The 12,482-nt window shown below is 60.6% G+C and carries 13 protein-coding genes; 9 read left to right on the top strand and 4 right to left on the bottom strand.

The annotated features are described in order from the left end of the window. The first annotated feature begins 33 nt into the window (after window positions 1–33). The 3 genes from ctaD (at window position 34) to KW838_RS23660 (ending at window position 3,229) form a co-directional block, all read left to right on the top strand. Window positions 34–1,626 (top strand): cytochrome c oxidase subunit I, encoded by a 1,593-nt coding sequence (ctaD, locus tag KW838_RS23670; protein WP_102702120.1) that lies wholly within the window; start codon window positions 34–36, stop codon window positions 1,624–1,626. A gap of 138 nt (window positions 1,627–1,764) precedes the next feature. Then, complete coding sequence (locus tag KW838_RS23665) at window positions 1,765–2,316, top strand: cytochrome c oxidase assembly protein (protein WP_102702119.1); 552 nt, start codon at window positions 1,765–1,767, stop codon at window positions 2,314–2,316. A gap of 25 nt (window positions 2,317–2,341) precedes the next feature. After that, window positions 2,342–3,229 carry a cytochrome c oxidase subunit 3 gene (locus KW838_RS23660; protein ID WP_102702118.1) on the top strand — a complete coding sequence of 296 codons (888 nt, stop codon included), beginning with the start codon at window positions 2,342–2,344 and terminating at the stop codon, window positions 3,227–3,229. A gap of 33 nt (window positions 3,230–3,262) precedes the next feature. On the opposite strand, the gene KW838_RS23655 is transcribed toward KW838_RS23660, so the two are convergent. Next, a complete protein-coding gene (locus KW838_RS23655) occupies window positions 3,263–3,466 on the bottom strand; it encodes a twin transmembrane helix small protein (RefSeq protein ID WP_102702117.1) in 204 nt (67 codons plus the stop codon). A 70-nt stretch (window positions 3,467–3,536) separates the two neighbouring features. Here KW838_RS23655 and KW838_RS23650 point away from each other — a divergent pair, with 70 nt between their 5' ends. The 5 genes from KW838_RS23650 to KW838_RS23630 are packed head-to-tail and all read left to right on the top strand — an operon-like array spanning window position 3,537 to window position 7,439. After that, complete coding sequence (locus tag KW838_RS23650; RefSeq protein ID WP_218503743.1) at window positions 3,537–4,277, top strand: SURF1 family protein; 741 nt, start codon at window positions 3,537–3,539, stop codon at window positions 4,275–4,277. Beyond that, a complete protein-coding gene (locus KW838_RS23645; protein ID WP_218503742.1) occupies window positions 4,243–4,836 on the top strand; it encodes a hypothetical protein in 594 nt (197 codons plus the stop codon). Before KW838_RS23650 ends, KW838_RS23645 begins: the two co-directional genes overlap by 35 nt. Window positions 4,837–4,846: 10 nt before the next feature. Then, window positions 4,847–5,920, top strand: a complete 1,074-nt coding sequence (locus tag KW838_RS23640) for a heme A synthase (protein WP_007969814.1) — start codon at window positions 4,847–4,849, stop codon at window positions 5,918–5,920. Beyond that, window positions 5,908–6,807 carry a heme o synthase gene (gene cyoE, locus KW838_RS23635; protein ID WP_015092898.1) on the top strand — a complete coding sequence of 300 codons (900 nt, stop codon included), beginning with the start codon at window positions 5,908–5,910 and terminating at the stop codon, window positions 6,805–6,807. The genes KW838_RS23640 and cyoE overlap by 13 nt, the downstream gene beginning before the upstream one ends. Next, on the top strand, window positions 6,804–7,439 hold the full coding sequence (locus KW838_RS23630; protein ID WP_218503741.1) for an SCO family protein: 636 nt from the start codon (window positions 6,804–6,806) through the stop codon (window positions 7,437–7,439). Before cyoE ends, KW838_RS23630 begins: the two co-directional genes overlap by 4 nt. 172 nt (window positions 7,440–7,611) lie before the next feature. Here KW838_RS23630 and KW838_RS23625 read toward each other — a convergent pair whose 3' ends face one another. From KW838_RS23625 to KW838_RS23615, 3 genes are read right to left on the bottom strand one after another with little or no spacing between them, the layout of a single operon-like run. After that, a complete protein-coding gene (locus KW838_RS23625) occupies window positions 7,612–8,385 on the bottom strand; it encodes a MetQ/NlpA family ABC transporter substrate-binding protein (RefSeq protein WP_007969811.1) in 774 nt (257 codons plus the stop codon). A 60-nt stretch (window positions 8,386–8,445) separates the two neighbouring features. Then, complete coding sequence (locus tag KW838_RS23620; RefSeq protein WP_008018443.1) at window positions 8,446–9,120, bottom strand: methionine ABC transporter permease; 675 nt, start codon at window positions 9,118–9,120, stop codon at window positions 8,446–8,448. Then, the gene (locus KW838_RS23615; RefSeq protein ID WP_102701561.1) at window positions 9,120–10,127 is read right to left on the bottom strand and encodes a methionine ABC transporter ATP-binding protein; all 1,008 of its coding nucleotides are present in this window, start codon (window positions 10,125–10,127) and stop codon (window positions 9,120–9,122) included. The genes KW838_RS23620 and KW838_RS23615 overlap by 1 nt, the downstream gene beginning before the upstream one ends. Before the next feature lie 210 nt (window positions 10,128–10,337). On the opposite strand from KW838_RS23615, the gene katE reads away from it, so the two are divergent. Next, on the top strand, window positions 10,338–12,476 hold the full coding sequence (katE, locus tag KW838_RS23610) for a catalase HPII (protein WP_218503740.1): 2,139 nt from the start codon (window positions 10,338–10,340) through the stop codon (window positions 12,474–12,476). Window positions 12,477–12,482: the final 6 nt, after the last annotated feature.

The following is a 12,482-nucleotide window of genomic DNA, read 5'->3' as shown; positions in this document are numbered from 1 at the left end:
CTGCCCAGCCCATCTGTTTGCAGGAGACAGGACATGACTGCTGTAATCGATGAACATGTTCATACCGCCACCGACCACGCCCACGGCCCCGCCAAAGGCCTGATGCGATGGGTGCTGACCACCAACCACAAGGACATCGGCACCTTGTACCTGTGGTTTGCGTTTTCCATGTTCCTGCTCGGCGGTTCGTTCGCGATGGTGATTCGCGCCGAGCTGTTCCAGCCGGGGCTGCAGATCGTCCAGCCGGAATTCTTCAACCAGATGACCACCATGCACGGTCTGGTGATGGTCTTCGGCGCGGTGATGCCGGCCTTCGTCGGCCTCGCCAACTGGATGATCCCGCTGATGATCGGCGCGCCGGACATGGCCCTGCCGCGAATGAACAACTTCAGCTTCTGGCTGTTGCCGGCGGCGTTCCTGATGCTGGTGTCGACCCTGTTCACCGCCGGTGGCGGGCCGAACTTCGGCTGGACGTTCTACGCGCCGCTGTCGACGACCTACGCACCGGAAAGCGTGACCTTCTTCATCTTCGCCATTCACTTGATGGGGATCAGCTCGATCATGGGGGCGATCAACGTGATCGCCACCATCCTAAATCTGCGCGCCCCCGGCATGACGCTGATGAAAATGCCGTTGTTCGTCTGGACCTGGCTGATCACGGCGTTCCTGCTGATCGCGGTGATGCCGGTGCTGGCGGGCTGCGTGACCATGATGCTGATGGACATCCACTTCGGCACCAGCTTCTTCAGCGCAGCCGGTGGCGGTGACCCGGTGCTGTTCCAGCACGTGTTCTGGTTCTTCGGCCACCCCGAGGTGTACATCATGATCCTGCCGGCCTTCGGTGCCGTCAGCTCGATCATTCCGGCCTTCTCGCGCAAGCCGCTGTTCGGCTACACCTCGATGGTCTATGCCACGGCGAGTATCGCGTTCCTGTCGTTCATCGTCTGGGCGCACCACATGTTCGTGGTCGGCATTCCGCTGGTGGGCGAGCTGTTCTTCATGTACGCCACCCTGTTGATTGCGGTGCCAACGGGCGTGAAGGTGTTCAACTGGGCCAGCACCATGTGGCAGGGCTCGCTGACGTTCGAGACACCGATGCTGTTTGCCGTGGCGTTCGTGATCCTGTTCTCCATCGGCGGTTTCTCCGGATTGATGCTGGCCATCGCCCCAGCGGACTTCCAGTACCAGGACACCTACTTCGTGGTCGCGCACTTCCATTACGTGCTGGTACCGGGGGCGATCTTCGGGATCTTCGCCTCGGCCTATTACTGGTTGCCGAAATGGACTGGCCACATGTACGACGAAACCCTCGGCAAGCTGCATTTCTGGCTGTCGTTCATCGGCATGAACCTGGCCTTCTTCCCTATGCACTTTGTGGGGCTGGCGGGCATGCCGCGACGGATTCCGGACTACAACCTGCAGTTCGCCGACTTCAACATGGTGTCGTCGATCGGCGCATTCATGTTCGGGGCCACGCAGATCTTCTTCCTGTTCATCGTGATCAAGACCATTCGCGGCGGCCCGCCGGCACCGGCCAAACCGTGGGATGGAGCTGAAGGCCTGGAGTGGAGCATCCCGTCGCCAGCGCCGTATCACACCTTCACCACGCCGCCGGAAGTGAAATGAACGCCTGCCCCTTTGTAGGAGCGAGCTCGCTCGCGATGGTCGTCAACGATAACGCTGGCAACCTGACACCCCGCGGCGCTCTCCAGTTTTTCGCGAGCAGGCTCGCTCCTACAGGGGTTGGCGTAGAGGTTCAAAACCATGGCTGACTCGATTTCAATGAAGAAACTGGTCACGCGCCTGTTGACGGTGGTGGTGGCAATGTTTGTGTTCGGGTTTGCGCTGGTGCCGATCTACGACGTGATGTGCAGGGCCTTCGGCATCAATGGCAAGACCGCCGGGCAGTACGAGGGGGAGCAGACGGTCGACACCTCGCGGCAGGTGCGTGTGCAGTTCTTGTCGACCAATACCGCCGATATGCCATGGGATTTTTACCCCAAGCATGACGAGCTGACCGCTAACCCGGGGGCGGTGAACGAGATGATCTTCATCGCCCACAACCCTACCGATAAGCCGATGAGTGCCCAGGCCGTGCCGAGCATCGCGCCAAGCTCCGCGGCGGCGTACTTCCACAAGACCGAATGTTTCTGCTTTACCCAGCAAGTGCTGCAGCCCGGTCAACGGATCGAGATGCCGGTACGTTTCATCGTTGACCGTGACATGCCCAAGGATGTGAAGCACCTGACGCTGTCTTACACGCTGTTCGATATCACCGCCCGACATCCACCGGTAGCTGTAAACACTGGCGGCTGAGCGTGCCCGATAAGGAGAACAATAAATGGCAACTCATGAGCATTATTACGTACCGGCCCAGAGCAAATGGCCAATCATCGCCACGGTCGGCATGTTCGTCACGGTGTTTGGCCTGGCCACCTGGTTCAACGATCTGAAAGCGGCGCGCCCGGAATCCCATGGGCCACTGATCTTTTTCGTCGGCGGGTTACTGCTGGCCTACATGCTGTTCGGTTGGTTCGGCACGGTGATCAAGGAAAGTCGCGGCGGCTTGTACAGCGCGCAAATGGATCGCTCGTTCCGCTGGGGCATGAGCTGGTTCATTTTCTCGGAAGTAATGTTCTTCATCGCCTTTTTCGGCGCACTGTTTTATGTGCGTCACATCTCCGGGCCGGCGCTTGGCGGTGAAGGCGCCAAAGGCGTCGCGCACATGCTGTGGCCGAACTTCCAGTTCACTTGGCCGCTGCTGGACAACCCCGACTCGAAACTGTTTCCGCCACCCAAGGAGGTCATCAGCCCCTGGGGCCTGCCGCTGCTCAACACTGTGTTGCTGGTGAGCTCCAGCGTGACTGTGACCATCGCCCACCACGCCTTGAAAAAGGGCCATCGCGGCGCACTGAAACTCTGGCTGGCGCTCACCGTAGTGTTGGGCTGTGCATTCCTCATCTTCCAGGCCGAAGAGTACATGCACGCCTACCGCGAACTGGGTCTGACCCTGGGTTCGGGCATCTACGGCGCGACCTTCTTCATGCTCACCGGGTTCCACGGCGCCCACGTGACCATCGGCACCATCATCCTGTTCGTGATGCTGATGCGGGTCATGCGCGGGCACTTCGACAGCGAGCACCAGTTCGGCTTCGAAGCGGCGAGCTGGTACTGGCACTTCGTGGATGTGGTGTGGATCGGGTTGTTCGTTTTCGTCTATGTGCTTTGAAGCAGCTTGAAGCTAAAAGCTTGAAGCTTTGAGCTACCACGGCACGTGGGACACCAGCTGGCCGCTGAAAAACCCCCAGGTGATCAGACCGAGGGTAATGGCGGCCAGCGTGACACGCACACTCAAGGCAATGACGAGGCGGTTTGAGCTGCTGTCGTCCTTGACCAGAAAAAACAGGCCGCTGAACAGGCTGACAACCGTGGCAATCAGCATCAGGACGATGGCTGCTTTGAGCATGGTGAGACTCCGGGGGACAAGCGATGCACTTGAGTATAGCTATCGCGATGACCGACTTTCTGGCAATGCCATGAAGCGCTTTCGGCCGGGTATCGTGCCAACGCTGGTGGTCGCGCTGTTGCTGCCGCTACTGGTGTCCCTGGGGTTCTGGCAATTGAGCCGGGGCGCGGAGAAAAGCGCGCTGCTGCAAACCTACGCCGAGCGCCGGGCCGCCGAGCCGATGGCCAGCACCGAACTGCAATACACCGCTGATTCGGCTTTCCGCCGGGTTCGCCTGCACGGCCGCTTCGATGCCGAACACAGCCTGCTGCTCGACAACAGTCAACGTAACGGCAGGGTCGGCGTCGAGCTGTTGCAACCCTTTCATGATCAGGCCAGCGGACTCTGGCTGCTGGTCAATCGCGGCTGGCTGCCTTGGCCGGAACGCCGCACTCCCGTGCAATTCAAGACACCTGTCGAGGCAGTCAGCCTCGACGCGTGGGTCTACGTCTCCCCCGGCGCGCCGTTTCAGTTGCATGCAGACCCGGCGACAGCGACGTGGCCGAAGCTGATTACGGCCGTTGAACCGGCCAGTCTCTGGAAGACGCTGAACCGCGAAGGCTTTGCCTTTGAGCTACGCGCCGAAACCGCTCCGGCCACCTATCAGGCCGACTGGCCGGTGGTCGCCACGGGCCCGGAAAAACATATCGCTTATGCCGTGCAGTGGTTCGCCATGGGGATCGCCCTGTTCGGTCTTTATCTCTATCTCGGCTGGCACAACGCAAAGGAGAAACACCATGGGAGCGGCCATGAATCCACCCAGCATGTCTGAGGCGAAACCTTCGGTGAACCGGCGCAAGGGCCGTATGCAACTGCTGCTGATCCTGCTCGGGGTGATCGGTCCAATGATCCTTGCCACCGGTATGTACAAGCTGAATTTCTGGGTGCCCGAGGGCCGCAGTTATCACGGCGAACTGATCGGCAACGGTCAGACCCGCGCGGACATCGGCGTGCAGGCCCCGGAGGAGCGTTGGCAGATCCTGGTGACCGCGCCCAAGGATTGCGCGGTGGACTGCCAGCAACTGGTGTATCTGGCGCGGCAGATCCAGATCGGCCTCGGCCGCGATGCGTCTCGCGCCAGCCATGCATTGGCCGCCGCGCAGACGCTGAACAGCGATTACGAGACTAAACTTCAACGCGAGTACCCGCAGTTGCAACGCTATCCACTGGACTTGCCTGCCTACACAAAAGGCGCTCAGAGCAATGACGCCCCGCACCTGTGGATCATCGACCCCCACGGCAATCTGGTGCTGCGCTACGACCCGTCGGTGAAGGGCAAGGACCTGCTGAACGATCTGCGCCACCTGCTGAAACTGTCGAATATCGGATAAGGGCATCGTCATGGCCAAGCCTGGATTTCGCCTCGCGTTGTTTGCCACCTTGCTGGCACTGATTGTGGTGTTGCTCGGCGCCTACACCCGCCTGACCCACGCCGGCCTCGGTTGTCCGGACTGGCCTGGCTGCTACGGTTTCATCAGCGTGCCGAAAAGCGAAGCCCAGCTGGCCCATGCCGAATTGCATTTCCCGGACGCTCCGGTCGAGGCCCACAAGGGCTGGAACGAGATGATCCACCGCTACTTCGCTGGCACGCTGGGCGTGTTGATCGCGGTGTTGGCCGGTCGTGCGTGGTTGCATCGCCGTCATCCGGGGCAACCGGTGAAGTTGCCACTGTTTCTGTTGGCGGTGGTCTTCGGCCAGGCCGCGTTCGGCATGTGGACGGTAACGCTCAAGCTCTGGCCGCAGGTGGTCACCGGGCATTTGCTTGGCGGCTTCGCGACCTTGAGCCTGTTGTTTCTGCTGACCTTGCGCCTGTCCGGCGTACTGCCGGCGCTGACCGTGCCACGACGTTTACAGCACTGGGCGACGGCGGGGCTGTTGCTGGTGATCGGGCAAATCGCCCTCGGTGGCTGGGTCAGTTCCAACTACGCCGCCGTGGCCTGCATCGACTTTCCAACCTGTCACGGCCAATGGCTGCCGCCTGCCGATTTTGCCAATGGCTTTCATCTGACCCAACACATCGGCCCGAATTACCTCGGCGGGCAACTGGACAGCGACGCCCGTACGGCCATCCACCTGACCCATCGCATCGGTGCCTTGCTGGTCACCCTGGTATTGCTCGGCCTGGCCTGGCAATTGAAGGCGGTCGGCATGACGCGCCTGGCAGGCCTGGTGCTGATTGCCCTCGGCGCACAAATCACTCTGGGCATCAGCAACGTGCTGTTCCATCTGCCGCTGCCGGTGGCCGTCGCGCATAACGCGGGCGGCGCCGCGCTGTTGCTGACCATGGTGCTGGTCAACTACCACGCCCGAACCAGTCTGGTCCGGGTCAAGCAGCCAACGCGCTGGCGCTTCAGCCTGCGTAAACACTCAGCCGGGCCCATAACAATAAAAGGAGAGATGCCATGGCGATTCTGATCGGCGAACGTCCCAGTCAGGCGATCTGGCGTGACTACCTGGAGCTGACCAAACCCAAGGTCGTGGTGTTGATGCTCATCACTTCACTGGTGGGGATGTTCCTCGCGACCCGTGCCGGGGTGCCGTGGACGGTGCTGGTGTTCGGCAACCTGGGCATCGCCCTGTGTGCCGGTGGCGCCGCGGCGGTCAATCATGTGGTGGACCGGCGCATCGACGCGGTGATGGCGCGCACCCACAAACGGCCGCTCGCCGAAGGCCGGATATCTCCGACCGCCGCGCTGACGTTCGCGCTGGTATTGGCGGCCCTCGGGCAAGCCATGCTGCTGGCGTTTACCAACCCGCTGACCGCGTGGCTGACCCTCGCCTCGCTGCTTGGCTATGCGGTGATCTACACCGGATTCCTCAAGCGTGCGACCCCGCAGAACATTGTCATCGGCGGTCTGGCCGGTGCCGCGCCGCCCTTGCTCGGCTGGACCGCCGCCACCGGTCACGTCAGCGCCGAACCGCTGCTGCTGGTACTGATCATCTTCGCCTGGACCCCGCCGCACTTCTGGGCGCTGGCGATCCATCGCAAGGAGGAATACGCCAAGGCCGACATCCCGATGCTGCCGGTCACCCATGGCGAGCACTACACCAAGATTCATATCCTGCTGTATACCTTTGCGCTGCTCGCCGTCAGCCTGATGCCCTACGTGATCCACATGAGCGGTATGCTCTACCTGGTCTGCGCGCTCGGGTTGGGGGCGCGGTTTCTGCAATGGGCCGTGGTGCTGTACCGTGGCACTCGGCCGCACGCGGCGATCAACACGTTCAAGTACTCTATTTACTACTTGTTCCTGCTGTTTATCGCCCTGCTCGTAGACCACTACTTACTGTTGAACCTATGACTCGAACCCAGAAAACCGTCTTCATCCTCGTCGCCCTGGTCGCACTGATCCTGGGCCTGACCGTCAACAAGGTACTGTCCGGGAAAAACCAGGGCGACCCGACGGCGCTGATCGACGCCGGTATCATTTTGCTGCCGCAGAGCCGCAATCTGCCGGACGTGACGATGACCAATCAGGACGGCCAGCCGGTCATGATCAATGAATTGAAGGGTAAGTGGAGCCTGCTGTTCTTCGGCTACACCTTCTGCCCGGACGTCTGTCCGACCACCCTCGCCCAGCTGCGACAGATCAAGAGCGAGTTGCCGCCCGAGGCGGTGGACAAGCTGCAGATCGTGCTGGTCAGCGTCGACCCCCATCGCGACACGCCCCAGCAGCTCAAGCAGTACCTGAGCTACTTTGACCCGCAGTTTGTCGGCTTGGCGCCAAAGTCGATCGATGAGCTGCAAAAGATCTCCAACGCGGTGAGCATTCCGTTCATTCCGGCGGACACCAACAAGCCAAACTACACGGTCGACCACAGTGGCAACCTCGCGGTGATCGGGCCGGACGGCACGCAGCGCGGCTTCATCCGGGCGCCGTTGAACAACGCGAAGCTGGTGGCGCAGTTGCCGGTGATGCTCAAGCGCAACTAAAGACACCGCTAAACCTGTGGGAGCGAGCTTGCTCGCGATGAGGCCGTAATAGTCAACATCTACATTGACTGATACACCGCCATCGCGAGCAAGCTCGCTCCCACAGGGGGGCGGTGTTTCTGGCACAAAAAAGGGCGCATTCGATGCGCCCTTTTTTGTTGCTTTCAGTCGGTCAGAACGCCGGCACTACCGCGCCTTTGTACTTCTCGAGGATGAAGGCCTTCACTTCCGGGCTGTGCAAAGCTGCAACCAGCTTCTTCATCGCGTCGCTGTCCTTGTCATCCGGGCGAGCTACCAGGATGTTCACGTACGGCGAGTCGTTGCCTTCGATGACCAGCGCGTCCTTGGCTGGATCGAGCTTGGCTTCCAGCGCGTAGTTGGTGTTGATCAGCGCCAGGTCGACCTGGGTCAGCACGCGCGGGATGGTCGCGGCTTCCAGCTCGCGGATTTTCAGGTCCTTGGTGTTCTCGGTGATGTCTTTCACGGTCGACAGGATGTTGTTCGAATCCTTCAACTTGATCAGCCCGGCCTTGGCCATCAGCAACAGTGCACGGCCGCCGTTGGTGGCGTCGTTCGGGATCACCACGTTGGCGCCGCCAGGCAATTCAGCGAGGGTCTTGTACTTGCTCGAGTAAGCGCCCAGGGGTTCCAGGTGCACACCGGCGACAGATACCAGGTTTGTACCCTTGGCCTTGTTGAACTCATCCAGGTACGGCTGGTGCTGGAAGAAGTTGGCGTCCAGGCGCTTTTCCGCGACTTGCACGTTCGGCTGGATGTAGTCGGTGAAGACCTTGACCTTTAGGTCCACGCCTTCTTTGGCCAGGGTCGGCTTCACGAATTCGAGGATCTCGGCGTGGGGCACTGGGGTGGCCGCGACGGTCAGGGTGTCAGCCGCGTGGGCCGAGAATGCGGCAACGGCAGCGAAGGCGACGAGTAGTTTTTTCATTCAGCTAACTCCTTGTGAGGCGCCCGTTTGGCGCCTGCCAGCGAATGGCCGGCTCATGTCTTACTTACGGGAAAAGTGGACGACCAACTTGTCGCCAACGGTTTGTAGTACCTGGACCAAGACCAGCAGCAACACCACCGTCACGACCATCACATCGGTCTGGAAGCGCTGGTAACCGAAGCGGATCGCCAGGTCACCCAGGCCACCGGCGCCGACGACACCCGCCATCGCGGTGTAGGACACCAGTGTAATGGCGGTCACCGTAATCGCCGCGAAGATGCCCGGACGCGCCTCCGGCAGCAAGGCATTGGTGATGATCTGCCGTGTGGTTGCACCCATGGCCTGGGTCGCTTCGATGATGCCGCGATCCACTTCACGCAGGGCGGTTTCCACCAGGCGCGCGAAGAACGGCGTGGCACCCACCACCAGCGGCGGGATCGCCCCTGCGACACCGAGGGATGTGCCGGTGATCAACACGGTGAACGGAATCATCACGATCAACAGGATGATGAACGGCAGCGAACGCAGAATGTTCACCACCAGCGACAACATCGCGTAGACGCCTTTGGCTTCCAGCAACTGGCGTGGGCTGCAGAGGAACAGCAGCACGCCCAGCGGCAAGCCGAGCAGTACGGTGAACAACAGCGAACCGCCGAGCATCAGCAGGGTGTCGCCAGTGGCCAGCCAGATTTCGAGCCAGTCGATATTGGCGAAAAAACTTGTCAGGGCTTCCATTAGCGCAGCACCTCCATGTGGACGTCGGCTGCGATGAAGCGGGCGAACGCCGCTTCCATGTCACCGCCGGTCACGGCCAGGGTCAGTTGCCCGTAAGGGATGTCTTTGATGCGGTCGATACGGCCGGCCAGGATGCTGTAGTCCACCCCGGTTTCCCGGGCGACGGTGCCCAGCAACGGCGCGTAGGTCGCTTCGCCCTGGAAGGTCAGACGCACGATGCGACCCGGTACGTGAGCGAAGTCGTCACGCTGTTCGCTTTCGTCGATCTGCTCGTCTTCCTGCACAAAACGTTTGGTGGTCGGGTGCTTCGGATGCAAGAACACCTCGGCCACCGAGCCTTGCTCGACGATCACACCGGCGTCCATCACGGCCACCTGGTCGCAGACCCGGCGGATTACGTCCATTTCGTGGGTGATCAACACGATGGTCAGTTTCAGCTCGCGATTGATCTCGGCCAGCAATTGCAGGACCGATGCAGTGGTTTGCGGGTCGAGGGCGCTGGTGGCTTCATCGCACAGCAGGATTTTTGGCTTGGTCGCCAGGGCGCGGGCAATGCCCACACGCTGCTTTTGCCCGCCGGACAATTGCGCCGGGTATTTTTTCGCGTGGTCGGACAAACCGACCCGCGCCAGCAACTCGGCCACGCGCGAATCGATTTCGCTGCGCGACAGTTCGCCGGCCAGGGTCAGTGGCAGTGCGACGTTGTCGGCGACGGTCTTGGAGGCCAGCAGGTTGAAGTGCTGGAAAATCATCCCGACCTGCTGACGGAAGCGGCGCAGGCCGTTGGCGTCGAGCGCGGTGACTTCTTCACCGTCGACGGTGATCTTGCCGCCGCTGGCGTTTTCCAGGCGATTGATCAGACGCAGCAGGGTACTTTTTCCTGCGCCGGAATGACCAATCAAGCCGAAAACCTGTCCGTTCTCAATCGTCAGACTGGTCGGATGCAGCGCGGGGATTTCCTTACCGGCGACGCGGTAGGTTTTATGGACGTTTTGAAACTCGATCACGTAGCGAACCTTGTGGGGCGCGTTAGAAAAGGGTCAGCGGTTAGCCGGGCGCGCATTTTAGCCTGTCCGTATAGAGGTTCTTAGCATTTATTTCGCATTTGTCCTGTCATTTGGCAATAACGCGATCAAAGGTCAGAAAAAAGGAACGGCTGAATAAGCTCGTCAGTCACTACTTAGGCCACTGGAATATGCCTGAGGAGTTCACGCCTGATGAGTACCAAGAAGCCTGCCGCCACCAAGAGCGTCCTGGCCGGGACCGATACCCCGGATCGCCACAACACCAACGCCAAGCTCGACAGCCTGGAAACATTTCGCTCCGATGCCACTGAGCAGGCCTTGCGCACCAACCAGGGCGTGAAGGTGGCGGACAACCAGAACACCCTGAAGGCCGGGGCCCGCGGGCCGTCGCTGCTGGAAGATTTCATCATGCGTGAAAAGATCACGCATTTTGATCACGAGCGCATTCCCGAGCGCATCGTTCACGCTCGCGGCACCGGCGCCCATGGTCATTTCCAGAGCTATGAAAACCACTCGGTGCTGACCAAGGCCGGTTTCCTGCAGGACCCCGCGAAGAAAACCCCGGTGTTCGTGCGCTTTTCCACGGTACAGGGGCCGCGAGGGTCAGGCGACACCGTGCGTGATGTGCGGGGTTTTGCCGTGAAGTTCTTCACCGACGAAGGCAACTTCGACCTGGTGGGCAATAACATGCCGGTGTTCTTCATACAGGATGCGATCAAGTTTCCCGACTTCGTGCACGCGGTCAAACCCGAGCCGCATAACGAGATCCCTACCGGCGGCTCGGCCCACGACACCTTCTGGGACTTTGTTTCGCTGGTGCCGGAGTCGGCGCACATGGTGATGTGGGCGATGTCCGACCGGGCGATCCCGAAAAGCCTGCGCAGCATGCAGGGCTTCGGCGTGCACACCTTTCGCCTGATCAATGCCGAGGGCAAGTCGCGCTTCGTCAAATTCCACTGGCGCCCTACGGCCGGCACTTGCTCCCTGGTGTGGGACGAAGCGCAGAAGCTTGCGGGAAAGGACGCCGACTACCATCGGCGTGATCTGTGGGAGTCGATTGAGATCGGCGACTACCCGGAATGGGAGTTGGGGGTGCAGGTCATCGAAGAAGAAAATGAACACGCCTTCGATTTCGACATCCTCGACCCGACCAAGCTGATCCCCGAAGAACTCGTGCCCATCACGCCGCTGGGCAAGATGGTGCTGAATCGCAACCCGGACAACTTCTTCGCCGAAACCGAGCAGGTTGCCTTCTGCCCCGGGCATATCGTTGCGGGGATCGATTTCTCCAACGACCCTCTGCTGCAAGGCCGATTGTTTTCCTACACCGACACGCAAATCAGCCGACTCGGCGGGCCGAACTTTCACGAGATTCCGATCAACCGTCCGGTGTCGCCGTTCCACAACGGTCAGCGGGATGCCCAGCACCGCACCACCATCGACAAGGGACGTGCGTCTTATGAGCCGAACTCCATCGATGGCGGCTGGCCAAAGGAAACGCCGGCCTCTGCTCGGGACGGTGGTTTCGAGAGCTATCCGGAGCGGATTGATGCCAACAAGATTCGCCAGCGCAGCGAATCGTTTGCTGACCACTTCTCCCAGGCTCGCTTGTTTTTCCACAGCATGAGTGAGCACGAACAGGAGCACATCATCTCGGCCTACAGCTTTGAGTTGGGCAAGGTTGAGCGTGAGGCGATCCGCGTCCGGGAAGTGAACGAAATTCTCGCCAATATCGATCTGGAGTTGGCCAAGCGCGTGGCGCTGAACCTTGGATTGCCTGCGCCGGCTCGAGGAACCGTCGAGGTGCGCAAAACCGCACCGGATCGCTCTCCGGCATTGAGCCAGGCCAATCTGTTGCCGGAGAACATCAAGACGCGAAAAGTCGCGATTCTGGCGGCCAATGGCGTTGATAGCGCTGCGATTGATGCGATGAAGAAAGCGCTTGCAGCAGAGGGGGCTCACGCGAAATTACTGGGGCCGACCTCTGCACCCGTGAAAACCGCCGATGGCAAAACTCTGCCTGTCGATGCTTCGATGGAGGGTTCACCGTCGGTGGCATTTGACGCGGTGTTCGTGCCGGGCGGAGCCGCGTCGATCAAGGCGCTGAGTACGGATGGCGTGGCGTTGCATTACCTGTTGGAGGCATACAAACATCTCAAGGCTATCGCCTTGCAGGGTGAAGCGAAGCAGTTGCTGGATGTATTGAAGCTGGAGGCTGATGCGGGATTGATCCTGGGGGCGGATGCGAAGTTGATCAAAGCGTTTTTCGCCGCGATCGGGCAGCATCGGGTTTGGGGCAGGGAGGCGAAGGCCAGGGCGATTCCGGCCTGAAAATGT

Origin of the sequence: Pseudomonas sp. PDM27 (genome assembly GCF_019219205.1) — a bacterium.
In the GTDB taxonomy this organism is placed as follows: Bacteria; Pseudomonadota; Gammaproteobacteria; order Pseudomonadales; family Pseudomonadaceae; genus Aquipseudomonas; species Aquipseudomonas laurylsulfatiphila.
Note: the sequence above shows the minus strand (reverse complement) of the source record. Positions and strands in the feature narration are given on the sequence as shown.